We start from the raw sequence: 23,695 nt of genomic DNA, 5'->3' as shown, positions 1-23,695 counted from the left end.
GATGTTCACGGCGGCCGGGGGTGACAAGCGCGCCCGATCTCGCGCGGCCCCCCCAAGACGTAGGAGTTCTGTCGGTGACGGATGGCTACGGGAATCCGGGCGCCACGGCGACCGTCCAGCTTCCGGCCGTCGTCGCCCGCGTCACCGCGCTCGCCGACCGGCTCGGTGTCCCGCACGCCGAGGTATTCGACACCGCCCGGCTCTCGGTCGGCAGCGGGGTCCCGGAGCCCGTGGTCAGAGCGCTGCTGACCGGCCGCCCGGCCGGTGAACCGGACGTACAGGCCCGCTTCCTGCAACGCCTCGACCTGCTGCGCCGCACCCGGCTCAAGCCCGGCGGGCGCAGATACACCCAGCAGGAGATCGCGGACGGCGCCGGCATGTCCCGGCAGCAGGCGGGCGCCCTGATCAACGGCGACCGGCGCCCCACGATGGAGCACTGCGACGCGCTCCAGCGCTTCTTCCACGTGCACGCCGGCTTCCTCACGGCGGAGGACCCCGAGGCGCTCGCGGGCGTCCTCCAGCACACCGAACAGGAACTGCTCCAGAAGCTGGCGGACCGGGAGCGGGCCGCCTCCGGGACCGCGCAGGACCCGCTGGAGCGGCTGCTCCAGGACCACGGGGTGCGCGGGATCGCCTGGCGGGCCGCCCAACTCCCCACCGACCAGCACCGCGACAAGGTCGCGGAGTGGCTGGACATGCTGCTGGAGAGCGTCCGGCAGCCGGGGTCGTGAACAGGATGGGGTCCAAGAACATCGCCAAGGGCATGCGGCGGCTGTGCGCCGAACTGGTCGGACAACTGGACCGGCGGCCCGCGCCCGTGCCGCCCGAGGAGCTGTACCGCTCGCTGTGCTCGGCGATGAGCCGCAGACGCGGCCGTCCGGTGCACTTCCGTACGTCGGTCTTCCCGCCCGGCACCGCCAGCGGGCTGTGGCTGGACATGAGCGACCGCGATCTGGTCGTGGTGGAGCAACGCACCGCTCCTGACCACCAGTTGGTGATCCTCGGCCATGAGCTGTGGCACATGCAGACCGGCCACGCCGCCCACCGGGCGGACGGCCTCGGGGTGGGCGTGGCCACCCGGCTGCTGACGGACGACACCGACCGGGACGCGCTGTGGGCGGCCGTGCACCGGGTCGCCGCGCGCACCCGGTTCGACCAGGACGAGGAGCGGGACGCCGAGACCTTCGGCCTGCTGCTGGCCAGCAAGTGCCGTACCCGGATGCGGGGTTCGTCGCTGAGCGGCCCGGTGCGCCGGGACGACGTGGCGGGGCGGATCGGGACGTCGCTGGGGTATCCGGGGCCGCAGGGCTGAGGACGCGGGCGACGCCTCCTGAGCCGTACGGGCGACCCCGGGCGGCCCGGAACCGACGCGTTGTCAGTGGTGGGCGGCAAGCTGGAACCCTGCGTGCCGCGAGGGGCGGTACGCGGCGCCAGCGTGCGTGAACCGTGCCGCCGACCGGGGAGCCGACCGATGCCGACCGCCGTACTGACCGACCGTGAGCGCACCGCCGTCCAGGCGTATCTGCGGCTGCTGCACACCGTGCGCGCCACCCTGGACGGCCCGCCGGACGCGGCTCCCGCCATGGTGCCGCCGGCCGTACTGGCGGAGGCCGAACGGGCGCTGGCCGGAGCGGGTCTCGCGGGTAACGAGGACGAGTTCTTCGAACTGCTGCGGGCGTGGTGCCCCTAGGCCGTGTCCGGAAAGTGGCGCTGTCTGCCCGGAGGGCAGGGCTCGCGGCGTCTGGTGCGTGCGCTCGCAAGGCGGAGGGTCGCCCTCGTACTGGGCGTACGAGGGCGACCCCGACAACGCCGCTGGGGGTCCCCCCTGCTCGCAGAGCTTGGGGGAACGTGCCAGGCGTCGCGAGCCAGGCGCCACTTTCCGGACACGGCCTAGGTCGTGTCCGGAAAGTGGCGCCTGGCTCAGGGCGCCGGTACGGTCACCGCCGTCAGGACCAGTCCGTCCCCGGTGCGCCAGCGGCCGTCGAACCCGGTCAGGCGGACCCCGCCCACCAGGGGGCCCGGCACGAGGAGCCGGGCGTGGAAGGTGCCTCGGCCGGCGTGGGTGGGGACCAGCTCGATGTCGGCCTCGGAGAAGTCCAGCCAGGCGCGGGTCAGTGGGAACCACGCCTTGTACACGGACTCCTTGGCGCTGAACAGCAGCCGATCGTAGTGCACACCGGGGTGGGTGGCGGTCAGCGCGCGGAGGCGGTCGCGCTCGGCGGGCAGGGAGACGGCGTCGAGCACGCCCTCGGGCAGCGGTTCGTGCGTCTCGGCGTCGATGCCGAGCGAGGCGAGGTCGCCCGCGCGGGCCAGGGCCGCGCACCGGTAGCCGTCGCAGTGGGTCATGCTGCCGAGCAGGCCGTCCGGCCAGACGGGTGCGCCGCGCTCGCCGGTCGGCACGGCGGCGGGCGCCCGGCCGAGCTTCTCCATCGCGCGCCGGGCGCAGACCCGGGCGGAGGTGAACTCCAGGCGCCGCTTGGCGACCGCGCGGTCCACCAGCGCCCGCTCCTCGGGAAAGAGCGCGGTGTCCGGGTCGTCGTCGGGTACGCCGCAGGACTCCACGGCGACCACCGTGTCCGGCAGCAGCTCCTCGATCACCGGGTACCCGACCTCCCACGACAGTGCGGCGCGGCACCACGACAGCACATCGCCGGGGCACGGGCAAGAGCGGCCCTCTCCGGGGGCCGACGCGCCCGGCGAATCCGTAACACGCGCGTTGCACGAACCACTCCGCGCAGGCCGTATGATCGCCCCATCACTCACCGCCCAACGCCCCTTTTCCCAGGGCGGTTTGGTGACCCTTCCTTCCTCCTGTCCGGGCGCGGACCGCTGAGTCCTGCCCGAAAACCCCCGAAAGGCGGCCCGCATGGTCTCTCGCGTACGCGTCTGGCTCAACCGCACGTACGCGGAGAACGTGTTCTTCATGGATCAGCTCCGGAGAAACCCGAGCGACCGCGCGGTGGAGATCCACGCGACGCACGGCGACCCGGACTCCCCCGTGCTGGCCGCCGCCGACACCGCCGCGCTGGAGCCGGAGGGGCTGTCCCCGGCCGGGTACGTCGAGTACGCGCTCGACCAGTGCGCCCGGCGTGGCATCGATGTCTTCGTGCCCCGGCTGCACCAGTCGGCGATCGTGGCGCACCGCGCCGACTTCGCCGCAGCGGGTACGGCCCTGCTGGCGCCGACGCCCGAGGCGGTGGCGGTGTTCGAGGACAAGGTGACCGCGTACGAGGCGGTCCGCTCGGTGGGCGTGCCGGTGCCGCCGTGGTTCCGGGTCCGCACGGCGGACGAACTCCTCTCTGCCGTTGAGGAGTTGGAGGCGGCCGGTCACCGCGCGTGCTTCAAGCCCGCCTCCGGCGCGGGCGGGGTCGGCTTCCGCATGATCACCCGTTCGCCCTTCTCGCTGGCGCAGCTGAGCGGCTTCCCGAGCCCGTACGTGCAGCTCGACCTCGCCGTGTCGGCGCTGCGGGAGGCCGAGGAGCAGGTGGACCTGCTGGTGATGCCGAGGCTGGAGCAGCCGGAGGTGTCGGTGGACTGCCTGACCGGTCCGGACAACCGGGTCCGGCTGATGGTGGGCCGCACCAAGAACGGCCGGCGTCGGGGCTTCACGCTGGACGAGCGCTGGCTGGAGCCGGCCCGGCTGATCGCGGAGGGCTTCGGGCTGCACTATCTGTCCAACATCCAGTTCCGCATGCTGGGCGACCGGCCGGTGCTGCTGGACGTCAACACGCGGGCGGCGGGCGGGCTGCACCAGCTCTCGTTGTGCGGGGTCAACGCCCCTTGGGCCGCTGTACAGTTGGCGCTGGGCGAGGACCCCGGCAGGGTCGAGCCGCCGTTCCTGGGCCAGGACTACGCGGTGGTCTCCGGGCCGCGCCCGCTGGGCCCGCCGACCTTCACGGATCAGGAGCCCGAGGGCTCCGAGGAGGCGGCGGTCCGCCTGCCCGCGGCCACCGCCCCGCTCGCCGCGTCGGCCGCCGTGGCCGGAGCCGGAGCCGCGCTGCCGCTGTAGGGCCCTCCCCGGCCCGCCCCGTCCGCGGCAGCCCGTCGCGGCACCCCGTCATCATCCCGGTATGGACCAATCCCGCGCTGTCCCTTGACAGTTGGATTGGTCCATACCACTTTGGGGGACGCACTCTCCGCAGGCTCGTCCCGCACTTCCCGCACCCCGGTGCACTCCCGAACGTCCCCATACCATCAGGGAGATCGCGTGCGACACCTTCTCGGGCGTCCCAGACGCCGGCTTCTCGCCCTGGTCGGCACCGGCGCCCTGGCACTCGGCGGGGCCGTCGCCCTGCCGGGCACCGCCGAGGCCGCCAACGTGCTCACCAACCCCGGCTTCGAGTCGGGGGGCCTGTCCCCGTGGACCTGTTCCGGCAACCTCGGCTCGGTCGTCTCCTCCCCCGTGCACGGCGGCTCCAAGGCGCTTCAGGGCGCGGTGAGTTCGAGCGACACCGCCCAGTGTGCGCAGACCGTCGCGGTGAAGCCGAACACGACGTACACCCTCAGCGGCTGGGTCCGCGGCTCCTACGTCTACCTCGGGGTGGACGGCGGCGCATCGACCTGGACCTCGTCCCCCTCGGCGTACAGCCGGCTCAGCCTCTCGTTCACCACCGGCGCCTCGCAGACCAGCGCCAAGGTGTACGTGCACGGCTGGTACGCGCAGGGCTCCTACCAGGCGGACGACATCAGCCTGGACGGGCCCGGCGGCGGGGGCAGCGGTGACACCCAGGCGCCGAGCACGCCGAGCGGCCTCACCTCGACCGGCAAGACCGCCGACAGCGTCTCGCTGAAGTGGAACGCGGCCACCGACAACGTCGGCGTCACCGCGTACGACATCTACAGCGGCTCCAACCAGGTGCTCAGCGTCTCCGGTACGACGGCCACGGTCAGCGGGCTCTCGCCGAGCACCGCGTACACCTTCACCGTGAAGGCGCGGGACGCGGCCGGGAACACCTCCGGCGCCTCCAACGCGGTCTCGGTCACGACGAACGCGGGCTCGGGCGGCGGCACCGGCTTCAAGCAGGCCGCGCCGTACCTTTACGAGGGCTGGGGCGACCCGCCGAACCCGGCGACGGTGATGAACGCGACCGGGGTGAAGTGGTTCACCATGGCGTTCGTGCTGGACTCCGGCGGCTGCACCCCGTCGTGGGACGGCAGCCGGCCGCTGACCGGCGGGGCGGACCAGACCGCGATCAACCAGATCCGCTCGGCGGGCGGTGACATCGTGCCGTCGTTCGGCGGCTGGCAGGGCAGCAAGCTCGGCGCCAACTGCTCCTCGGCGAGCGCGCTGGCCGGCGCGATCCAGAAGGTGATCGACGCCTACTCGCTGAAATCGATCGACATGGACATCGAGAACACGGACGAGTTCGAGAACGAGGCCGTCCAGGCGAAGATCCTCACCGCGCTGAAGACGGTCAAGGCGAACAACCCCGGCCTGAAGACCATCGTCACCTTCGGCACCACGACCACCGGCCCGACCTACTACGGCAACCGGCTCATCGAGCAGGCCAAGTCGATCGGCGCCGACATCGACGTGTTCACGATCATGCCGTTCGACTTCGGCGGCGGCTCGGACATGTACGGCAACACGGTGAACGCGGCCGAGGGCCTCAAGGCAAAGCTGAAGTCGACCTTCGGCTGGGACGACACCACCGCGTACTCCCACATCGGCATCTCCGGCATGAACGGTCTCTCCGACCAGCAGGAGAACACGACACCGGAGATCTGGACCAAGATCCGCGACTGGTCCAACTCGCACCACATCGCCCGGCTCGCCTACTGGGCGGTCAACCGGGACCGGCCCTGCGCCGGCGGGGGCGTGGTGAGCAACTGCTCCGGCATCAACCAGAGCACCTGGCAGTTCACCTCGATCACGGCCGGTTTCACCGGCTGAGCCTCGTACGACCTGTGTGAGGGGCCGCTGGGCGGAGCGGCCCCTCACCCGTGTTCACTTCAGGTACGCCAGCTCGGGGTGCGCGGCGGTGTAACCGTCGACCAGCCTGCGGGCCACGTTGACCGAGTCAACAAGCGGATGCAGCGCGAACGCCTTCACAGCTGTTGCCCGCGATCCCGACCCGACGGCGGCCAGCACCTCCCGCTCCACCGCCTTGACCGAGCAGACCAGTCCGGTGGCATGGGCGGGCAGCGGGTCCGTGGCCAGCGGGTGCGCGCCGTCCGCGCCCACCAGGCAGGGCACCTCGATCACCGCGTCCGCGTCCAGCGCGGCGAGTGTGGAGCGGTTGCGGACGTTGAGGATCAGGGTGGTGCGCTCGTCCCGGGCGATGGCCCGCATCAGCGCGAGCGCCACCTGCTCGTACCCGCCGGACAGATCCTCCTCCTCGCGCTCCCCGGCCCCGGCACTCTCCCGGTTCTCCGCCATGTACGTCGCCTCGCGCTCGGCGCGGGTGTCCTCCCAGGCCCGCAGCGCGGACCCGCCGGGGCGCAGCGCGTCGGTGTAGAACCGGGACTGCTGGTCGCGCAGGAAGGCGCCTCGGGTCGACTCGGCTTCCTGGTAGGCGCGTACGGTCTCGCGGTTGAAGTAGTAGTAGTGCAGGTACTCGTTGGGGATCGCGCCGAGGGAGCGCAGCCACTCGGGGCCGAACAGCCGCCCCTCCTCGAAGGAGCCGAGCCGGTCCGAGTCGGCCAGCAGACGCGGGAGTTCGTCGCGTCCGGCGATGCGCAGGCCGCGTACCCAGCCAAGGTGGTTGAGGCCGACGTAGTCGACGAACGCCTCACGCGGGTCGGCGCCCAGGGCGCGGGCGACGCGGCGGCCGAGGCCGACCGGGGAGTCGCAGATGCCGATGACCCGGTCGCCGAGGTACCGGGACATGGCCTCGGTGACCAGTCCCGCCGGGTTGGTGAAGTTGATGACCCAGGCGTCGGGCGCCAGCCGGGCCACCCGCCGGGCGATGTCGACGGCGACGGGCACGGTCCGCAGCCCGTACGCGATGCCCCCCGCGCCCACGGTCTCCTGCCCGAGCACTCCCTCGGCCAGCGCCACCCGCTCGTCCTCGGCGCGCCCGCGCAGCCCGCCGACCCGGATCGCGGAGAACACGAAGTCGGCCCCGCGCAGCGCGTCGTCCAGATCGGTGGTCGCCCTTACGACGGGCGCGTCCGGCACCCCGTCCGCCTGCTCGGCCAGCACCCGCGTCACCGCGTCCAGCCGCCCGGCGTCCACGTCGTGCAGAACGACCTCGGACACCCGCCCCTCGCCCCGGTCGCCCAGCAGCGCGCCGTACACGAGCGGCACGCGGAACCCGCCGCCCCCCAGAATCGCCAGCCTCATGCCTCACCCTTTCCGGCCCGCCTGGTCCGATCATGGCATGCGGGGCCGGAGAGCCGGCCGGTTGCCGTGATCCACGCAAACGCTCCCCCACCGTGGCGAAGAACGCTAACCTCCGGCTGATGACGGTCAGACGACACGCGCTGCTCATCGGCGTCGGTGAAACGCCGGAAGCCCAGCGGAGGTTCGCCTCCCTCACGGACGTGGTGACGAGGGATCTCGCCGTCATGAGCGAGCAGTTGACCGAGTCCGGCTACGGCGTGACGACGCTCGGCCCCGACGGGGAGCGCCCGGTGGACAAGGGCGCCGTCACCTCCGCCCTGGAGGCGGCCGCCCGGCGGGACTGCGAGGTGCTGCTGGTGTACTTCACCGGGCACGGAATCCATCTGGACGGCCGGGACTATCTGGTGCCCGCCAGTGCCCGCGCGCCCGAGCCGGGCGGCCGGTGGACCGACGGCATGCGCGAGTCGCTGCTGCCCCTGGACGTCTCCCGCTATCTGACCGGGTGCCGGGCCGAGTCCGTCGTCTTCGTGGTGGACGCCTGCCGGGACGACCAGCCCGACGAGGACGCGGCCGGCTTCGGCGCGGCCACCGTGCACGCCCCCTCCCGGAGACTGGCGCTGCTCGTCGGCTGCGCCAAGGGCCAGCGGTGCCACTACGGCCAGGAGGGCAGCCACTTCACCCACGCGCTGGCCGAGGCGCTGAACCCGCTCTCCCCGGAGCGCACGGTGGAGGCGGTGTTCCTCCGCGCCCAGGCCCACACCACCGCCCTGGCCCACCGGCACGGCGGCCACCAGCAGACACCGGTGATCAGTGCGGCCCCGCACGACGAGGGCCTCGCGGGCTTCCCGGAGCTGTGCGACGGCACGGACATCCCGCTGCGCTGGTCCGAGGCCGTACGGAGGGCGGAGATCTGGAGCGCGCCGGTGGGCGAGGAGGGGCCGGACTCCGCGATGCGCGACCGGATCGCCGAGTTCGCGCACCGGTGTGCCGTGTCCGTGCTCCGGGACCGCGCCCGCTTCACCGACCCCTGGCAGGACTCCGGTCTGCCCGAGCGCGTACTGCGCCGGGTCCTGCCCGCCTTGCTCCCGCCCGGCCAGGACCGGTCGCCGCTGGAGAAGGGGCTGCTGGCGGGGCTGCCCTTCCTGCGGGAGGCGATGTGGGCACGCAAGCTGAGCCGGCTCGCCGAGGCGGACCCATGGGACCTGGACCAGGACCCCCCGGACACCGACGGCCCGGTGCAGGTGATGCGCACCGAGCTGCGCAATATCCACGAGAGCCACCCGCAGCTGCTGCGCAAGGCCCGGGGACACCAGCGGCGCGGCGAGGACGCGGAGTACCGGGCGCTCGCCGCCTGGCTGGCGCACCGCTGGGTCGCGGAGCAGCTGGCCGAGACGCCCGATCCGGGCGGGGTGGAACTCGCCGAACACCTGGCCACGGCCCTGCTCGGCCCCGAGCTGGCGCACAAGGCCGAACAGCTCCGCTGGCATCTGGCGGCCGCGGTGCGCTTCCTCGCCACCGACCCGCTGGACCCCGCCCAGTACGACGAGCTGCTGGCCGGCTCGCCGTCCACCCTGACGACGGCCGAGGGCCCCGGCGCCGTCCCCTGGTGGGGCCTGCTCGGTCAGCTACGGGTCGCCGGACTGCTCGCCGCCGACATACGGCTGTTCCCCGATGTGCTCCCCGACCATGTGGGCGTCGCGGACCCCGTCGTGCCCGCCGATGTGGTGTACAACCTCCAGCAGCACCTGGGGTGGACCCGCGAGGACGACGGGCTGCACCTCGACATGGTGTGCCGCCACCCCGCTCTGCACGAAAGCCTGGTGGACGTCACACACCGCGCCGACGAAGTGCTGCGGGCCCTGTCCTCCCCACGGCACCGGCAGCCAGGTGCCCTGCCGGACGGGCTGCCGGGCCGGGTGACCGCCCGCGATCTCCAGGCCGCGCGGCAGCACAACTCCGAGGACCGCGTCTACAGCGTCCCGCTGCTCCGCTTCACCCTGGCGCAGGACGAGATCCGCGAACTCCTCATGGGCCACCAGTTGTACGGGGACCGCTCGCTGGCGGTGCGGGAGCTGTACCAGAACGCCGCCGACGCCTGCCGGTACCGGGCGATGCGCTGGCGGTACCTCGGCCGCAGCGACCGCGAGCCGTACCCGTGGCGGGGCGAGATCCGGATCACCCAGGGCCGGGAGACCACGGCGGACGGACGGCTCGGCCGGGCCTACATCGAGTGCCGGGACAACGGTGTCGGGATGAGCCGGTCCGTCCTGGAGCACACCTTCAGCCGGGCCGGCCGCCGCTTCGCGCAGACCCGCGCCTTCGGCCAGGAACAGGCCCGCTGGCTGGCCGAGGACCCGGAGCTGCGGCTCTACCCGTACAGCCGGTTCGGGATCGGCGTGCTCAGCTACTTCATGATCGCCGACGAGGTGTCCCTGGTGACCCGCGAGGTCCGCGCGAACGGCACCACGGCCGGGCAGGCGCTGGTCGTCGACATCTCCAGCAGCAGCGGCCTGTTCCGCATCCGCCCCTACAGCGACAACGACCCCGACCCCGTGCGGGAGGGCGGCACCCGGGTCCGGCTGATGCTCTGCGAGCCCGAGGCGGACGACGAGGCGCTCTCCGTCCGCAAGGTGATGAACCATCAGGTGCGGCTCAGCGAGTACCGGCTGACGCTGGAGGAGGACGGCCGGGAACCGCTCGTCCGCGAGCCCGACCGACTGCGCCACCCTTCCGCCGAGGACGAGCCCGCCCCGGCCGAACCGCTGAACGCGCGCGGGCCGGTCTGGTGGGTGTCGGGCAACGGCGCGGTGCTCTCGGACGGCATCGTCACCTCCGCGACGCCCTTCGGCTATGTCATCAACCTCTCCGGCGCCCACGTCCCCCAGCTCAGCGTCAACCGCAACAGCATGCTGGAGTGGGACCGCGAGTGGGCCGGGGAACAGGTCCGCGCCGCCGCCGACGATCTGCCGGGCTGGGAGGGGCTGGAGATGGCGTGGCTGTGGCAGCTGGAGAGCCAGGACGTCGGGCTGGCGGGGGCGGTCGCGGAGCGGCTGGCCGGCCGGGGGCTGACGCTGCCCGTGTACCGGTCGGCCGAGTATCAGCGGCCCGAGGTGGCGCTCGACGAGGTGGGCTGGTTCCCGGACGACAAGGCGTTGCTGCCGCGCCGCTTCGAGGACGGCAGGAGCCCCAGGAACCAGTTCGCGACGGCGTGGCGCCGAGCCGTGCTGCGGGACCAGGGAGCCGGACCGGCCGCGAATCCGGAGGGGGACACCTACGTCCTGCCGCTGGACCTGCGCGGCCACCCGGTCCCCCGCCCCGGCGACAACGCCCTGCTGGACAACGCGGCCGGTTCGGTCCGCAGCCTCGTGGTGCACGCCCTGCGCACCAGGCAGACGGTGGCACACGTGCTGCGTGCCCTGCGCCGGTTCGCCCTGCTGACGCCCGAGCTGCGGGTGCCGGCGGTCCCGCCCGACGGCACCACCGAGCTGGACTTCGTTCCCCAGCCGGTGGACCTCGATCTGATCGACTGGATGACCGACTGGGCCGAGCCCGGCCGGGCCGAGCGGCAACCCGCCGTGGGGGCTCTGCTCTCCATCGCGGCGTCCAGGGAATCGGGCATCGGGACCCTGTTGCAACGCGCCTCCCGCTACCGGCCGTTCGGCCTCGCGATCCCCCACGTGCCCGACTCGCTGCTGGAACACCGTGCCACGGTCCGGGACGCCGAGTTGCTGGCGGGCTGGACGGAGCACGGGGCCGGCTACTCCGGCCGGGGGCTGCCCGCCGAGGTGCTTCCCGTGCACATCGCCCGCATCGCCGACCGGCTGGACACGACGAGCGCCGATGTGCTGGAGCAGCTGCGGCACTGGGAGCGGTACGGGTACCGGCTGCCCACCGAGGACCAGTTGCTCCCGGCCGCGCCCAGCGACAAGCAGTGGGAACTCTTCCGTACCTTCTGGGAGCCGGAGAGCGGAACGCCCGATCCGAGTCTCCAGTCCCTGCTGGCGCTGGCGGCGAGCCAGGAGACCACGGTGGAGGAAGTGCTGCGCTCCGTCAGCGGTCTCGCCGGACCGTCCGCCGGCCTGCTGCCCGAACTCCCGCAGCAGAACGACCCGTTGCCGCCGCTCGCCCGCGCGGATCTGAAACTGCTCACCGTCGACGGGGACAACGGGCCCGCCCTGCGCACCCGTTCGGTGCCGCTGGACCTGCTGGCACTGTGCTACGCGCCCGGCGGGGCGTTCCGCGGCCTCGGTTCCGATCAGGACTTCGAACCGTGGCACCGCTTCGTCGAGCGCGTGCGACGGCTGGCCATGTTCGGCATGGAGGTGCCCGAGGACCTGGAGCCGCTGCGGTACTGGGTCGACCTCTCCCCGCGTGACCGGATGGCCGTGCTCGTCGGCAGCCTGGACGCGGCCGTACCGTGGACGGCGGCCACGCTGGTCTACACGGCGGGCGGGCTCGGGGAGTCGCTCCGGGACAGTCATGAGCGGCTCACCAGGCACGCGCCCCACCTCGGCAAGCAGCCGCCCGTGCTGACCGCGGAGGCTCTGTCGCTCACCCCCACCGAGGCCGACTCCGAGCTGCTCACCGACATCCTCCAGCTCGACAGCGCCGACACCATCCGGGCCGACTGGATCACTCTGGCCCCGCTCCACATCGCCCAGTACGCGCTCCGCTCCCTCCTGACCATCGGCGACGTACTGGACCGCCTCGCCCCCTACCGCGCACTCGGCGCTCCGGTACCGGAGCTGACCGGGGAGGAGCGCCGGCTCCTCCAGCAGATCAAGCCGGACCGGTACGAGATCCTCGCCCTCTCCGAAGGCATGACCGGCGCGAAGCCCCGCGAGTCCCCCGTCCTCACCCCCTTCGAGATCGTCGCCGTGGCCGCCCGCGCCGGCCGCACCGTCCGCGAGGTCCACGCCCGCCTCCGCTGCTACGAACCGCTCGGCATCGTGGTCGACGCCCCCGAGGCGCCGGACGAACTCCCGCTGTGGCAGGACCTCATCCTGCTCAGCGAGGGGCTGAACGGCCGCGCCCCCGCCGTCTCCGGCACCCTGCCGGCGGAGCGGATCGCCGCCCTGGCGAGCGAACTCGACACCGACGACGCCTGGGTCACGGACCGGCTCACCCTGTACGCACCGATGTTCGGCCTGCGCGTCCCCAAGGACGGCGACGCACCACAGCCGGAGGAGGAGCCCGTCCCATGACCGCGCACAACCTCGACCTGTCCTACGCCCAACTCGACCTCGGTGTAAGGGACGAGAGCGAGTTCCAGCTGACCTCGGTGTCGAGCACGGTCACCGTGACCGGCCCCTGCCCGCGCTGCCACGGCACCAGCGCGACGGACTTCCCGCTCGGTGTCGTCGGCTCGAAGGGCCTGCCGTGGAAGCGCGACAAGGCACTGCCCCCGGAGAAGCGATCGGCGGTGGTCGCGGACGAAGTGCTGTACTGCGAATGCGGGTTCGGCCACGACGGGCTGCCGGAGGGCGCCCTCTTCGTGGGCTGCGGAGCCTACTGGCGGCTCAAGCCCGCCTCGGGGAGCGGGACATGAGCGCGGGCACGGACCGCCGGTGGGCGGAGCTGGCGCGCGAGCTGGAGTTCGGACAGCTGGACGTACTCCGCAAGCAGGCCGAGGGCTGGCGCAACGGCCTGCTGGGCCTCACCGCACTGGTCACAGTCGTCACCGCGCTGAAGGGCCGCGACGACCTGTCCGCGCTGGAGACACCCTGGCGGACGGTGGCCGTATGGCTGCTGGTCGGGGCCTTCCTGCTGCTCCTGGCCGGCTCGCTGTTCGCGGTGCGCGCGTCCTTCGGCAGGCCGGGCGAACGGGTGCGGCTGGGCGGGCAGGTGCTGCGCGAGTGGACGCTGAAGGAGATCGGCCGGGTGCGGAGAGCCGTGTACGTCAGCGCGGTCGCGCTGACCCTCGGGGTGGCCCTGGTCGTCGGCGCCCTGTTCGTCTCCTGGACCAAGTCGGAGGAACCGTCGGCCGATCTGGTGAAGGTGACCACCCCGGCCGGGCCGCTCTGCGGTGAACTGGTGGCCTACCAGCCGGACAAGGTCACACTGATCCGCACCACGGGCGGCACCGAACGGCAGGTCGTCGTGCCGGGGGCGGAGGTCCGGAAGATCACTCCGGCCACCTCCTGCTGAGCGGGCGATCCGCACCGGTACGCGCGCCTTCACGCACTGAACTCCCCGGACTGGTACGGACTTTCCCTGCTTCAACCCTTGACGGCCGCAGGTGCGGGGAGCACCTTGTACGCACCCTGAGAGCGCTCTCAAGAGGCTCACGGGGTCCCCGCACCCCATCCCGTACCCCGGAAGGCACCCCCATGAGTGAAACCTCCGGCACCTCCCCGGCCGGCGGCAGACGCCGGCGTTCTGTCCGGCGGGCGCTGGTCGCCGCCATAGGCACGCTGGGGCTCGCGGCCGCGGCCGCGGTGGCCGGTGTCGCGCCCGCCGACGCGTCGGCCCCGACGCCGCCGTCCGGCTGGACCCAGGTGTTCCTGGACGACTTCAACGGCTCGGCCGGCTCCGGCGTGAACACCGCCAACTGGCAGTACGACACCGGGACTTCTTATCCGGGCGGCGCCGCCAACTGGGGCACCGGCGAGGTCGAGACGATGACCAACAGCACCAGCAACGTCGCGCTCGACGGCAACGGCAACCTCCAGATCACCCCGCGCCGCGACTCCTCCGGCCGCTGGACCTCGGGCCGTATCGAGACCAACCGCACCGACTTCCAGCCCCCGGCGGGCGGCAAGCTGCGGGTGCAGGCGCGCATCCAGATGCCGAACGTCACGGGCGCGGCGGCCAAGGGCTACTGGCCGGCGTTCTGGGCGCTGGGGGCGCCGTACCGGGGCAACTACCAGAACTGGCCGGGCGTCGGCGAGCTGGACATCATGGAGAACGTCCAGGGCCTGAACACCGTCTGGTCCACGTTCCACTGCGGCACCAACCCCGGGGGCCCGTGCAACGAGACCACCGGCGTGGGCAATTCGGTGGCCTGCCCCGGCAGCAGCTGCCAGTCCGCGTTCCACACCTACGCGATGGAGTGGGACCGCTCGACCTCCGTCGAGGAGATCCGCTTCTACGTCGACGGGGTCAACCTGCACACCGTGCGGGCGAACCAGTTCGACGCCACGACCTGGAACAACGCCACGAAGCACGGCTACTTCCTCATCCTCAACGTGGCGATGGGCGGCGGCTTCCCGGGTGCCTTCGGCGGCGGCCCCTACGCCGACACCGACCCGGGCCACCCGATGACCGTCGACTACGTCCAGGTGCTCCAGTCCGGCAGCGGCGGCGGCACCACTCCCCCGCCCACCGGCAACCGCGACGCCTACGGCACCATCCAGGCCGAGTCCTTCGACAGCCAGTCCGGCCTGAACACGGAGACCACCACGGACTCCGGCGGCGGCCAGAACCTCAGCTACGTCTCCAACGGCGACTGGGCGCAGTACAAGGGCGTCAACTTCGGCTCGACGCCCGCCACCCAGTTCAAGGCCCGCGTCGCCGGCGGGGCGGCGTCCGGGGTGGGCGGCCTGGTCGAGGTACGGCTCGACAGCCGCTCCAACGCCCCCATCGGCAGTTTCGCCCTGTCCGGCACCGGCGGCTGGCAGAACTGGCAGACCGTCCCGGCCAACATCAGCTCCGTCACCGGCACCCACGACGTCTACCTCACCTTCAGCAGCGGCCAGCCGGCCGACTTCGTGAACGTGAACTGGTTCAGCTTCGCGCACTGACGAAAGCGAGCGGCGGCGCCGGGCTCACCAGGCCCGGCGCCGCCGTCGCAGGTGGCTCCCGACGGGCGTCAGCTCAGTTCCGCCCGGAAGCCGACCGGGGTGAATCCGGTGTGCAGGTGGAAGAACTTGGAGAAGTTGGCCGCGTCCGGGAAGCCGATGGCGGCGCCGACGCGGCCGATGGGCATGTCGGTGTGGGCGAGGAGGCGTTTGGCCTCCAGGACGACGCGTTTGTCGATGAAGCCCTTGGGGGTCTGGCCGGTGGCGGCGCGGACCGCGCGGACGAGGGTGCGACGGGAGTAACCGAGCGCGTCCGCATAGGCGTTGACGCTGTGGTTGGAGTGGAAGCCGCGCTCCACCGCGTCCCGGAACAGGGTGAAGGTGGTGTCCGCCTGGCTCCGGTTGGCCTCGGCGGAGCTGGCCGCGAGGTGGGCGAGGCGGAGCAGGAACGCGGTGAGGCTGTGCCGCAGGACGGCGGTGTGCAGGCTGATCGGCAGGGTCGCGGTGTCCTCGTACTCGCGGCCGAGCTGGGCGAGGGAGTCCCGCAGCGCGGTGCGCTGGGCCGGGTCGGGGTGCAGCAGCGGCGGCAGGTCGTAGCGGTACAGCCCGGTCGCCTCGACGGTGGAGCGGGGCAGGAAGCCGGGCTGCATGGTCAGCACGGTGCCCCGGTACCGGCTGGTGCGGGAGAAGCGGTGCACCTGGCCGGGGCGGATCCAGAGCACGTCCCCCGCGCCGGCCTCGTACTCGGCGAAGTCGATCATGTGCCGGACCGGGCCCTCGGTGAACAGCATCACCACGTGGAAGTCGATGCGGTGGACCCGGTCCAGCGGGGCATCCGCATGCCAGGTGCGGTCCTCACCCATGGCGCCGACCTGCATGCCGACACCGCCCACGGCCAGCTCGGTCGGGAAGGGGAAGGTCCTGATCCCGTCACCGTCCGTGCCGTGACCCACACCTTGAGGCGATCTGTCCGCCATGTTCGATTTGCCGTTCCTATCAAGCGATCGGTGTCCCAGATTCACCACAGGCTGACACACCCCGACCTTTCCGCGAAAAAGTCAGACTTTTAAGTTTGAACGCGTTTGATCCATATCCCTGCTTCCGAAGAGGACTTCTTGAAGATGAGCACGCAGACACCCGAGAGCTTCGAGTGGACCGATCTCGACCGCCGCGCCGTCGACACGGCCCGCCTTCTCGCGGCCGATGCGGTGCAGAAGGTCGGCAACGGCCACCCCGGCACCGCGATGAGCCTCGCGCCTGCCGCGTACACGATCTTTCAGAAGGTGATGAAGCACGACCCGGCCGACCCCGAGTGGACTGGCCGTGACCGCTTCGTCCTCTCCCCCGGTCACACCTCGCTGACCCTCTACACCCAGCTGTTCCTCGCCGGGTACGAGCTGGAGCTGGACGACCTCAAGGCGTTCCGCACCCAGGGGTCCAAGACCCCCGGCCACCCGGAGTACGGCCACACGGCCGGTGTGGAGACCACCACCGGCCCGCTCGGCCAGGGTGCCGCCAACGCGGTGGGCATGGCGATGGCCGCCCGCTACGAGCGCGGTCTCTTCGACCCGGAGGCCCCCGAGGGCACCTCCCCCTTCGACCACACCATCTGGGCGATCGTCTCCGACGGCGACCTGGAGGAGGGCGTCTCCTCCGAGGCGTCCTCGCTGGCCGGCCACCAGAAGCTCGGCAACCTCGTCTTCCTCTACGACGACAACCACATCTCCATCGAGGGCGACACCGCGACCGCGCTGTCCGAGGACGTCCTCAAGCGGTACGAGGCGTACGGCTGGCACACCCAGCGCATCGAGCCGACCGCCGACGGCGACGTGGACGTCCCCGCGCTGCACGCCGCGCTGGAGGCCGCCAAGGCCGAGACCGGCCGCCCCTCCATCATCGCCATGCGCACGATCATCGCCTGGCCCGCGCCGACCGCGCAGAACACCGAGGCGTCCCACGGCTCCGCCCTGGGCGACGAGGAGATCGCGGCCACCAAGCGCGTCCTCGGCTTCGACCCGGAGCAGACCTTCGAGGTCTCCGACGAGGTCCTGCGCCACGCCCGCCGCGCCCTGGACCGGGGTGCCGAGGCGCACGCCGCCTGGGACAAGAAGATCGCCGAGTGGCGCACCGCCCAGCCCGAGCGCGCCGAGCTGTTCGACCGCGTCTCCAAGGGCGAGCTGCCCGAGGGCTGGCAGGACGCGCTCCCCACGTTCGAGGAGGGCAAGTCCGTCGCCACCCGCGCCGCGTCCGGCAAGATCCTCCAGGCGCTCGGCCCGGTGCTGCCGGAGCTGTGGGGCGGCTCGGCCGACCTCGCCGGCTCCAACAACACCACGATCGACAAGACCAGCTCCTTCCTCCCGAAGGGCAACCCGCTGCCCGAGGCGAACCCGTACGGCCGTACCGTCCACTTCGGTATCCGTGAGTTCTCCATGGCCGCGGAGATGAACGGCATCGCGCTGCACGGCAACACCCGCATCTACGGCGGCACCTTCCTGGTGTTCTCCGACTACATGCGCAACGCCGTCCGTATGTCGGCCCTGATGCAGCTCCCGGTCACCTATGTGTGGACCCACGACTCCATCGGCCTCGGCGAGGACGGCCCGACCCACCAGCCGGTCGAGCACCTGGCCTCGCTGCGCGCGATCCCGGGCCTGAACGTGGTCCGCCCGGCGGACGCCAACGAGACCGCGATCGCCTGGGCCGAGATCCTGAAGCGGCACGCCAGCGACCCGGCCCCGCACGGTCTCGCCCTCACCCGTCAGGGCGTACCGACGTACGCTCCGAACGAGGACGCGGCCAAGGGCGGCTACGTGCTCGCCGACTCCTCGACCGAGGTCCCGGAGGTGATCATCATGGCGACCGGCTCCGAGGTGCAGCTCGCCATGGCCGCCCGGGACGCCCTGGAGGCCGAGGGCACCGGCACGCGCGTGGTGTCCATGCCGTGCGTGGAGTGGTTCGACCAGCAGCCGGCCGCCTACCGCGAGAGCGTCCTGCCGGCCGCCGTGAAGGCCCGCGTCTCCGTCGAGGCGGGCATCGGCCTCACCTGGTACCGCTATGTGGGTGATGCCGGCCGCATCGTCTCTCTGGAGCACTTCGGCGCCTCCGCCGACGCGAACGCCCTGTTCGCCGAGTACGGCTTCACCCCCGAGAACGTCGCCACGGCCGCCCGCGCCTCGCTGGCCGCCGCGCGCGCCTGATCCCCCGCGACACAGAATTACGCGACGAAGAAAGATGAGCACTGTGACTGAAGCAATCAGCACCCCCGGAGCCCTCAAGCGTCTCGCCGACGAGGGCGTGTCGGTGTGGCTGGACGACCTGTCGCGCAAGCGGATCACCTCGGGCGACCTGGCCGCTCTCGTGACGGACGGCGGCGTCGTCGGCGTCACCACCAACCCCTCGATCTTCCAGGCCGCCATCGGCTCCGGCGAGGGTTACGAGGAGCAGCTCACCGACCTCGCGGTGCGCGGTGTCACGGTCGACGAGGCCGTGCGGATGATGACGACCGCCGACGTGCGGGACGCGGCCGACGTGCTGCGCGGGGTGTACGACGCCACCGAGGGCCGCGACGGCCGGGTCTCCATCGAGGTCGACCCTCGTCTGGCCCACGACACGGTCGCCACGGTGGCCGAGGCCAAGCAGCTGTTCTGGCTGGTCGACCGCCCCAACGTGATGATCAAGATCCCGGCCACCGAGGCGGGCCTCCCGGCGATCACCGAGGTCATCGGCCTGGGCATCAGCGTCAACGTGACCCTGATCTTCTCCCTGGAGCGCTACCGCGCCGTCATGGACGCCTACCTGGCGGGCCTGGAGAAGGCCAAGGAGCGCGGCCTCGACCTGTCCACGATCCACTCGGTGGCGTCCTTCTTCGTGTCCCGCGTGGACTCCGAGATCGACAAGCGCCTGACCGCGATCGGCACCGACGAGGCCCTCGGCCTGAAGGGCCGCGCGGCCCTCGCCAACGCCCGTCTGGCCTACGAGGCGTACGAGGATGTCTTCTCCTCCGCCCGCTGGCAGGCCCTCACCTCCGCCGCCGCCAACAAGCAGCGCCCGCTGTGGGCCTCCACCGGCGTGAAGGACCCGGCGTACAAGGACACCCTGTACGTGGACGAGCTGGTCGCCCCCGGCACCGTCAACACCATGCCCGAGGGCACGCTCAAGGCCACCGCCGACCACGGTGACATCACCGGCGACACGGTGACCGGCCGCTACGAGCAGGCCCGCGCCGACCTCGCCGCCGTGGAGAAGCTGGGCATCTCCTACGACGAGGTCGTCCAGCAGCTCGAGGACGAGGCCGTCGCCAAGTTCGAGGCGGCCTGGCTGGAGCTGCTGGGCGCCGTGACCGAGTCCCTGACGAGCAAGGGAGTGGACGCGTAATGACGAGCAAGTCAGGCGAGCCGAAGGCGGCGGCCACCGCCAAGGCCGAGCCCGAGGCGCAGCCGAAGGCCGAGCCCGAGGCGCAGCCGAAGCCGGCCGCCGCCGAGGCGGAGCCCAAGGCGCGCAGGACGCGGACCAAGGCGAAGCCCGCCGCGGTCCGCGAGGCCGAGGAGCTCCAGGTCCCGGTCACGGCGGCCGCCGAGTGGGACAACCCGCTGCGCGACCCCCAGGACCGCCGGCTGCCCCGTATCGCGGGCCCGTCCGGCCTGGTCATCTTCGGTGTCACCGGCGACCTCTCCCGCAAGAAGCTGATGCCGGCCGTCTACGACCTGGCCAACCGCGGTCTGCTGCCGCCGGGCTTCTCCCTGGTGGGCTTCGCCCGCCGCGACTGGGAGGACCAGGACTTCGCGCAGGTCGTCCACGACGCGGTCAAGGAGCACGCGCGGACCCCGTTCCGCGAGGAGGTCTGGCAGCAGCTCGCCGAGGGCATGCGCTTCATCCCCGGTGACTTCGACGACGACACCGCCTTCGACCAGCTCAAGGAGGCCGTCGACGAACTGGACGCCTCCCGGGGCACCGGCGGCAACTTCGCGTACTACCTCTCGGTGCCGCCGAAGTTCTTCCCCAAGGTCGTCCGGCAGCTCAAGAAGCACGGTCTTGCGGACGCCCCCGAGGGCTCCTGGCGCCGCGCGGTCATCGAGAAGCCGTTCGGTCACGACCTGGAGAGCGCGCACGAGCTGAACAAGGTCGTGCACGAGGTGTTCGAGCCGGACCAGGTGTTCCGGATCGACCACTACCTGGGCAAGGAGACCGTCCAGAACATCATGGCGCTCCGGTTCGCCAACCAGATGTACGAGCCCATCTGGAACCGTTCGTACGTGGACCACGTGCAGATCACGATGGCCGAGGACATCGGCATCGGCGGCCGCGCGGGCTACTACGACGGCATCGGCGCCGCCCGTGACGTGATCCAGAACCACCTGCTCCAGCTCATGGCGCTCACCGCCATGGAGGAGCCGCTCGCGTTCGACGCGGACTCGCTGCTCACCGAGAAGCTGAAGGTCCTGAAGTCGGTCCGCCTCCCGGACGAGCTGGGCGAGCACACCGTGCGCGGCCAGTACGCCACCGGCTGGCAGGGCGGCGAGAAGGTCGTCGGCTACCTCGAAGAGGACGGCATCGACCCCAAGTCGAAGACCGACACCTACGCCGCCATCAAGCTGGAGATCGACAACCGCCGCTGGGCGGGCGTGCCGTTCTACCTGCGCACCGGCAAGCGGCTGGGCCGTCGCGTCACCGAGATCGCGGTCGTGTTCAAGCGCGCCCCGCACTCGCCGTTCGACTCCACCGCCACGGAGGAGCTGGGCCAGAACGCGATCGTCATCCGGGTCCAGCCGGACGAGGGCATGACCGTCCGCTTCGGCTCGAAGGTGCCCGGCACCTCGATGGAGATCCGGGACGTGTCGATGGACTTCGCGTACGGCGAGTCCTTCACCGAGTCCAGCCCCGAGGCGTACGAGCGGCTCATCCTGGACGTGCTGCTCGGCGACGCCAACCTGTTCCCGCGCACCCAGGAAGTGGAAGAGTCCTGGAAGATCCTCGACCCGATCGAGCGCTACTGGAACGAGCACGGCACTCCGGCGCAGTACGCGTCCGGAAGCTGGGGACCCGAGGAAGCGGACGAGATGCTCGCACGAGACGGACGGAGCTGGCGCAGGCCATGAAGATCGACCTGACCGACACCACGGCAAGCAAGATCAACAAGGCGTTGGTGGAGGGCCGCCGCGCCATCGGCACCCCGGCTGTGGGCATGGTCCTGACGATGGTCATCGTCACGGACGAGGAGAACGCCTACGACGCCATCAAGGCGGCCGAGGAAGCCTCGCACGAGCACCCCTCGCGCACCCTGGTCGTCATCAAGCGCCACGCCCGCCTGCGGGACCGCACCGGCTCCCGGCTCGACGCCGAGGTCCGGGTCGGCTCCGAGGCCGGCGCCGGTGAGACGGTCGTGCTGCGCACCTACGGCGAGGTGTCCGACCACGCGGGTTCCGTGGTGCTGCCGCTGCTGCTGCCCGACGCCCCCGTGGTCGTCTGGTGGCCGGTGGACGCCCCCGAGGCCCCCGCCAAGGACTCCCTCGGCGCGCTCGCCCAGCGCCGGATCACCGACCTGTACGCGGTGGACAACCCGCTGGAGGTGCTGGACACCCGTGCCCGCACCTACGCCCCGGGCGACACCGACCTGGCCTGGACCCGGCTCACCCCGTGGCGCTCGATGCTCGCGGCCGCGCTGGACCAGGCGCGGGTCAGGGTGACGTCGGCCGCCGTGGAGGCGGAGGCGGACAACCCCAGCGCCGAGCTGCTCGCGCGCTGGCTGGAGGCCCGGCTGCACGTCAAGGTGGACCGCGTCGTCTCCGAGGGCCCGGTGGTCACCGCCGTGCGCCTCGGCACCGACGAGGGCGAGATCGTCATCGACCGCCCGGACGGCCCGCTCGCCACGCTGACCCTGCCGGGCCAGCCGTCGCGCACCCTGGCCCTGAAGGTCCGCCCGACCTCGGAGCTGATCGCCGAGGAGCTGCGCCGCCTCGACGCGGACGAGATGTACGCCATCGCCCTGACCGGCGAGGCACCCAAGGAGAACGCCTGATGTCCGACGCATCGTCAGACACCCCCAAGCTCACCCGGCGCCCCGAGTGGACGGCCCTGGCCGACCACCGCGCCGGCGGTCAGCCGCACCTGCGCGAGCTGTTCGCGGCCGACCCCGGCCGGGCCGAGCGCTATGTCGTCCGGGTGGGCGACCTGCACATCGACTACAGCAAGCACCAGGTCTCCGACGAGACCCTGGCCCTGCTCCAGGAACTCGCCGTCGCCACGGATGTGTTCGGTCAGCGGGACGCGATGTTCCGTGGTGACCGGATCAACACGACCGAGGACCGCGCGGTGCTGCACACCGCGCTGCGTGCCCCTCGGGACGCGGTGATCGAGGTCGACGGGGAGAACGTCGTCCCCGCCGTGCACGCGGTGCTGGACAAGATGGCCGGCTTCGCCGACCGGGTCCGCTCGGGCGAGTGGACGGGTCACACCGACAAGCGGATCAAGAACATCGTCAACATCGGTATCGGCGGCTCCGACCTCGGTCCGGCGATGGCGTTCGAGGCGCTGCGTCCCTTCACCGACCGTGGCCTGACGGTGCGGTTCGTGTCGAACGTGGACGGCGCGGACCTGCACGAGGCGATCCGTGATCTGGACCCGGCGGAGACGCTGTTCATCGTGGCGTCCAAGACGTTCACGACGATCGAGACGATCACCAACGCCACGTCGGCCCGCAAGTGGCTGCTGGACGTCCTCGGTGACGACAAGGCGGTCGCGAAGCACTTCGTGGCGCTGTCCACGAACGCGGAGAAGGTCACCGGGTTCGGTATCGACGCGGACAACATGTTCGAGTTCTGGGACTGGGTCGGGGGCCGGTACTCCTTCGACTCGGCGATCGGTCTGTCGCTGATGATCGCGATCGGGCCGGAGAGGTTCCGGGAGCTGCTGGACGGTTTCCACACCGTGGACGAGCACTTCCGTACCGCTCCGGCGGAGGAGAACGCGCCGCTGCTGCTGGGCCTGCTGGGGATCTGGTACGGGAACTTCTTCGACGCGCAGTCGCACGCGGTCCTGCCGTACAGCCACTATCTGTCCAAGTTCACGGCGTACTTGCAGCAGCTGGACATGGAGTCCAACGGCAAGTCCGTGCAGAAGGACGGCACTCCGGTGGAGTGGCAGACCGGCCCGGTGGTCTGGGGCACGCCCGGCACCAACGGGCAGCACGCGTACTACCAGTTGATCCATCAGGGGACGAAGCTCATCCCGGCGGACTTCATCGGCTTCGCCCGTCCGGTGGACGAGCTGAGCGACGAACTCAAGGCCCAGCACGACCTGTTGATGGCCAACTTCTTCGCCCAGACCCAGGCCCTCGCCTTCGGCAAGACCGAGGAAGAGGTCCGCGAGGAAGGCGTCGCCGAGGCGCAGGTGGCCCACCGCACCTTCCGCGGCAACCACCCCACCACCACGATCCTGGCCCCCGAGCTCACCCCCTCCGTGCTCGGCCAGCTCATCGCCCTCTACGAGCACAAGGTGTTCGTCCAGGGCGCCGTCTGGAACATCGACTCCTTCGACCAGTGGGGCGTCGAGCTGGGCAAGGTGCTCGCCAAGCGCATCGAACCCGCCCTCACCGAAGGCGCCCAGGTGCCCGGCCTCGACCCCTCCACCACGGCCCTCGTCGCCGCCTACCGCTCCCTCAAGGAAGTGAACTGAC

17 protein-coding genes are annotated in these 23,695 nt (G+C 71.6%); 14 read left to right on the top strand and 3 right to left on the bottom strand.

Features of this window, described 5'->3' with window-relative positions:
* Nucleotides 1-74: 74 nt before the first annotated feature.
* From D0Z67_RS24455 to D0Z67_RS24445, 3 genes are all read left to right on the top strand, one after another.
* Nucleotides 75-731, top strand: coding sequence for a helix-turn-helix domain-containing protein (locus D0Z67_RS24455; RefSeq protein WP_031183565.1), 657 nt, complete (start codon nt 75-77; stop codon nt 729-731).
* A gap of 32 nt (nt 732-763) precedes the next feature.
* Entirely contained in the window at nt 764-1,312 is a 549-nt protein-coding gene (locus D0Z67_RS24450; protein ID WP_031183564.1) for a hypothetical protein, read from the top strand.
* A gap of 159 nt (nt 1,313-1,471) precedes the next feature.
* Entirely contained in the window at nt 1,472-1,690 is a 219-nt protein-coding gene (locus tag D0Z67_RS24445) for a hypothetical protein (protein WP_131589704.1), read from the top strand.
* Nucleotides 1,691-1,920: 230 nt separating this feature from the next.
* Here the strand turns inward: D0Z67_RS24445 and D0Z67_RS24440 are convergent, their stop codons facing one another.
* Nucleotides 1,921-2,598, bottom strand: coding sequence for a 4'-phosphopantetheinyl transferase family protein (locus D0Z67_RS24440; protein ID WP_031183563.1), 678 nt, complete (start codon nt 2,596-2,598; stop codon nt 1,921-1,923).
* Nucleotides 2,599-2,866: 268 nt separating this feature from the next.
* Here D0Z67_RS24440 and D0Z67_RS24435 point away from each other — a divergent pair, with 268 nt between their 5' ends.
* A complete protein-coding gene (locus tag D0Z67_RS24435) occupies nt 2,867-4,009 on the top strand; it encodes an ATP-grasp domain-containing protein (RefSeq protein WP_031183562.1) in 1,143 nt (380 codons plus the stop codon).
* 198 nt (nt 4,010-4,207) lie between these two features.
* Nucleotides 4,208-5,893, top strand: coding sequence for a carbohydrate binding domain-containing protein (locus tag D0Z67_RS24430; protein ID WP_031183561.1), 1,686 nt, complete (start codon nt 4,208-4,210; stop codon nt 5,891-5,893).
* A 54-nt stretch (nt 5,894-5,947) separates the two neighbouring features.
* Here D0Z67_RS24430 and D0Z67_RS24425 read toward each other — a convergent pair whose 3' ends face one another.
* On the bottom strand, nt 5,948-7,285 hold the full coding sequence (locus tag D0Z67_RS24425; protein WP_031183560.1) for a 6-phospho-beta-glucosidase: 1,338 nt from the start codon (nt 7,283-7,285) through the stop codon (nt 5,948-5,950).
* A gap of 119 nt (nt 7,286-7,404) precedes the next feature.
* On the opposite strand from D0Z67_RS24425, the gene D0Z67_RS24420 reads away from it, so the two are divergent.
* The 4 genes from D0Z67_RS24420 (at nt 7,405) to D0Z67_RS24405 (ending at nt 15,027) form a co-directional block, all read left to right on the top strand.
* Entirely contained in the window at nt 7,405-12,489 is a 5,085-nt protein-coding gene (locus D0Z67_RS24420) for a wHTH domain-containing protein (RefSeq protein ID WP_031183559.1), read from the top strand.
* Nucleotides 12,486-12,833, top strand: coding sequence for a hypothetical protein (locus D0Z67_RS24415; RefSeq protein ID WP_051888138.1), 348 nt, complete (start codon nt 12,486-12,488; stop codon nt 12,831-12,833). Before D0Z67_RS24420 ends, D0Z67_RS24415 begins: the two co-directional genes overlap by 4 nt.
* Nucleotides 12,830-13,432, top strand: a complete 603-nt coding sequence (locus D0Z67_RS24410) for a hypothetical protein (protein WP_031183557.1) — start codon at nt 12,830-12,832, stop codon at nt 13,430-13,432. The genes D0Z67_RS24415 and D0Z67_RS24410 overlap by 4 nt, the downstream gene beginning before the upstream one ends.
* A gap of 182 nt (nt 13,433-13,614) precedes the next feature.
* On the top strand, nt 13,615-15,027 hold the full coding sequence (locus D0Z67_RS24405) for a glycoside hydrolase family 16 protein (protein WP_031183556.1): 1,413 nt from the start codon (nt 13,615-13,617) through the stop codon (nt 15,025-15,027).
* A gap of 68 nt (nt 15,028-15,095) precedes the next feature.
* On the opposite strand, the gene D0Z67_RS24400 is transcribed toward D0Z67_RS24405, so the two are convergent.
* The gene (locus D0Z67_RS24400) at nt 15,096-16,001 is read right to left on the bottom strand and encodes a helix-turn-helix domain-containing protein (protein ID WP_031183555.1); all 906 of its coding nucleotides are present in this window, start codon (nt 15,999-16,001) and stop codon (nt 15,096-15,098) included.
* Between the two features lie 144 nt (nt 16,002-16,145).
* Between D0Z67_RS24400 and tkt the strand changes: the two genes are divergently transcribed.
* The 5 genes from tkt to pgi are packed head-to-tail and all read left to right on the top strand — an operon-like array spanning nt 16,146 to nt 23,694.
* Nucleotides 16,146-18,221 carry a transketolase gene (gene tkt, locus D0Z67_RS24395; protein WP_031183554.1) on the top strand — a complete coding sequence of 692 codons (2,076 nt, stop codon included), beginning with the start codon at nt 16,146-16,148 and terminating at the stop codon, nt 18,219-18,221.
* 34 nt (nt 18,222-18,255) lie between these two features.
* Entirely contained in the window at nt 18,256-19,398 is a 1,143-nt protein-coding gene (tal, locus tag D0Z67_RS24390; protein ID WP_031183553.1) for a transaldolase, read from the top strand.
* Nucleotides 19,398-21,119, top strand: coding sequence for a glucose-6-phosphate dehydrogenase (zwf, locus tag D0Z67_RS24385; RefSeq protein WP_031183552.1), 1,722 nt, complete (start codon nt 19,398-19,400; stop codon nt 21,117-21,119). Before tal ends, zwf begins: the two co-directional genes overlap by 1 nt.
* Nucleotides 21,116-22,039, top strand: a complete 924-nt coding sequence (gene opcA / locus D0Z67_RS24380; RefSeq protein WP_031183551.1) for a glucose-6-phosphate dehydrogenase assembly protein OpcA — start codon at nt 21,116-21,118, stop codon at nt 22,037-22,039. Before zwf ends, opcA begins: the two co-directional genes overlap by 4 nt.
* On the top strand, nt 22,039-23,694 hold the full coding sequence (gene pgi / locus D0Z67_RS24375; protein ID WP_131589703.1) for a glucose-6-phosphate isomerase: 1,656 nt from the start codon (nt 22,039-22,041) through the stop codon (nt 23,692-23,694). Before opcA ends, pgi begins: the two co-directional genes overlap by 1 nt.
* Nucleotide 23,695: the final 1 nt, after the last annotated feature.

This window comes from Streptomyces seoulensis (assembly GCF_004328625.1).
GTDB lineage: Bacteria > Actinomycetota > Actinomycetes > Streptomycetales > Streptomycetaceae > Streptomyces > Streptomyces seoulensis.
Note: the sequence above shows the minus strand (reverse complement) of the source record. Positions and strands in the feature narration are given on the sequence as shown.

Bases quoted from the DNA above. Each gene is read 5' to 3' on its own strand.
- tkt (WP_031183554.1), top strand. From the start codon at position 16,146: ATGAGCACGCAGACACCCGAGAGCTTCGAGTGGACCGATCTCGACCGC.
- D0Z67_RS24405 (WP_031183556.1), top strand. From the start codon at position 13,615: ATGAGTGAAACCTCCGGCACCTCCCCGGCCGGCGGCAGACGCCGGCGT.
- D0Z67_RS24425 (WP_031183560.1), bottom strand. From the start codon at position 7,285: ATGAGGCTGGCGATTCTGGGGGGCGGCGGGTTCCGCGTGCCGCTCGTG.
- D0Z67_RS24450 (WP_031183564.1), top strand. From the start codon at position 764: ATGCGGCGGCTGTGCGCCGAACTGGTCGGACAACTGGACCGGCGGCCC.
- D0Z67_RS24415 (WP_051888138.1), top strand. From the start codon at position 12,486: ATGACCGCGCACAACCTCGACCTGTCCTACGCCCAACTCGACCTCGGT.
- pgi (WP_131589703.1), top strand. From the start codon at position 22,039: ATGTCCGACGCATCGTCAGACACCCCCAAGCTCACCCGGCGCCCCGAG.
- D0Z67_RS24420 (WP_031183559.1), top strand. From the start codon at position 7,405: ATGACGGTCAGACGACACGCGCTGCTCATCGGCGTCGGTGAAACGCCG.
- opcA (WP_031183551.1), top strand. From the start codon at position 21,116: ATGAAGATCGACCTGACCGACACCACGGCAAGCAAGATCAACAAGGCG.
- D0Z67_RS24435 (WP_031183562.1), top strand. From the start codon at position 2,867: ATGGTCTCTCGCGTACGCGTCTGGCTCAACCGCACGTACGCGGAGAAC.
- zwf (WP_031183552.1), top strand. From the start codon at position 19,398: ATGACGAGCAAGTCAGGCGAGCCGAAGGCGGCGGCCACCGCCAAGGCC.
- D0Z67_RS24400 (WP_031183555.1), bottom strand. From the start codon at position 16,001: ATGGCGGACAGATCGCCTCAAGGTGTGGGTCACGGCACGGACGGTGAC.
- D0Z67_RS24410 (WP_031183557.1), top strand. From the start codon at position 12,830: ATGAGCGCGGGCACGGACCGCCGGTGGGCGGAGCTGGCGCGCGAGCTG.
- tal (WP_031183553.1), top strand. From the start codon at position 18,256: ATGAGCACTGTGACTGAAGCAATCAGCACCCCCGGAGCCCTCAAGCGT.
- D0Z67_RS24445 (WP_131589704.1), top strand. From the start codon at position 1,472: ATGCCGACCGCCGTACTGACCGACCGTGAGCGCACCGCCGTCCAGGCG.